This window comes from Streptomyces sparsus (assembly GCF_054776295.1).
The window spans coordinates 1-1,051 of sequence record NZ_BAAHCA010001308.1 but is presented as its reverse complement, the minus strand read 5'-3'; the positions used below and the strand labels follow the sequence as shown (position 1 = coordinate 1,051).

Here is a 1,051-nt window from a genome sequence, read left to right as displayed (position 1 = left end):
GGCCGGCGGGGGACGGCTGCCAGGGCGCGCCGGGCACGACCAGGGGGCTGCCGGTCACCGGGTCCGGCACCACCACGGAGTCCAGGCCGAACACCTCCCGGACCAGCTCGGCGGTGACCACCTCGGCCGGGGCGCCGCGGGCCACGACCCGGCCGTCCTTCATGGCGACGAGGTGGCCGGCGTAGCGGGCGGCCTGGTTGAGGTCGTGCAGCACCATGACGACGGTCCGGCCGCGGTCCTGGTTGAGCTGCCGGACCAGGTCCAGCACCTCCACCTGGTGGGCGATGTCCAGGAACGTCGTCGGCTCGTCGAGCAGCAGCAGCTCGGTCTCCTGGGCCAGCGCCATCGCGATCCACACCCGCTGCCGCTGCCCGCCGGACAGCGAGTCCACCGCCCGGTCGGCCAACTCCAGCACGTCGGTGCGGGTCATGGCGTCGGTGACGGCCAGCTCGTCCTCCGCGGACCACTGCTGCCACCACCGCTGGTGCGGCTGGCGGCCCCGGGACACCAGGTCGGCGACGGTGATCGCCTCCGGCGCGACCGGCGACTGCGGCAGTAGCCCGACGGCCTGCGCGATGCGCCGGGTGGGCAGCCGGGAGAGTTCGGTGCCGTCCAGCAGCACCGCGCCGCCCCGCGGTTTCAGCAGCCGGCCGAGAGCCCGCAGCGTGGTCGACTTGCCGCACGCGTTGGGACCGACGATGGCCGTCACCTCGCCGTCGGGCACGTCCAGGTCCAGGCCGTCGACCACCGGGCGGTCGTCGTAGGCCAGCGTCAGGTCCTGCGCGCGCAGCCGCGACGTGCGGTCGGGACTCATGCCGTGCCTCCGGTGCGGCTGCGGATCAGCAGCCAGATCAGGTAGGGGGCGCCGATCGCGGCGGTCAGCACCCCGACGGGCAGTTCGGTCGGCGACAGCAGCCGGCGGGCCAGCAGGTCGCCGGCGGTGACGATGAACGCGCCCAGCAGCGCGGAGCCGAGCAGCGGGATCTGCGCGGTCCTGGTCAGCCGGCGGGCGACCTGCGGGGCGAGCAGTGCGACGAAGTCGACCGGGCCG

General features: G+C 75.0%; 2 protein-coding genes. Both read right to left on the bottom strand.

Annotation, left to right across the window (positions count from 1 at the left end; all coding sequences use genetic code 11):
• Positions 1–814: ABC transporter ATP-binding protein (locus tag ACYVE9_RS28090; RefSeq protein ID WP_461030702.1), on the bottom strand; the 814-nt coding region annotated here is incomplete at its 3' end.
• Positions 811–1,051: iron chelate uptake ABC transporter family permease subunit (locus tag ACYVE9_RS28085; RefSeq protein ID WP_461030701.1), on the bottom strand; the 241-nt coding region annotated here is incomplete at its 5' end. The genes ACYVE9_RS28090 and ACYVE9_RS28085, both read right to left, overlap by 4 nt.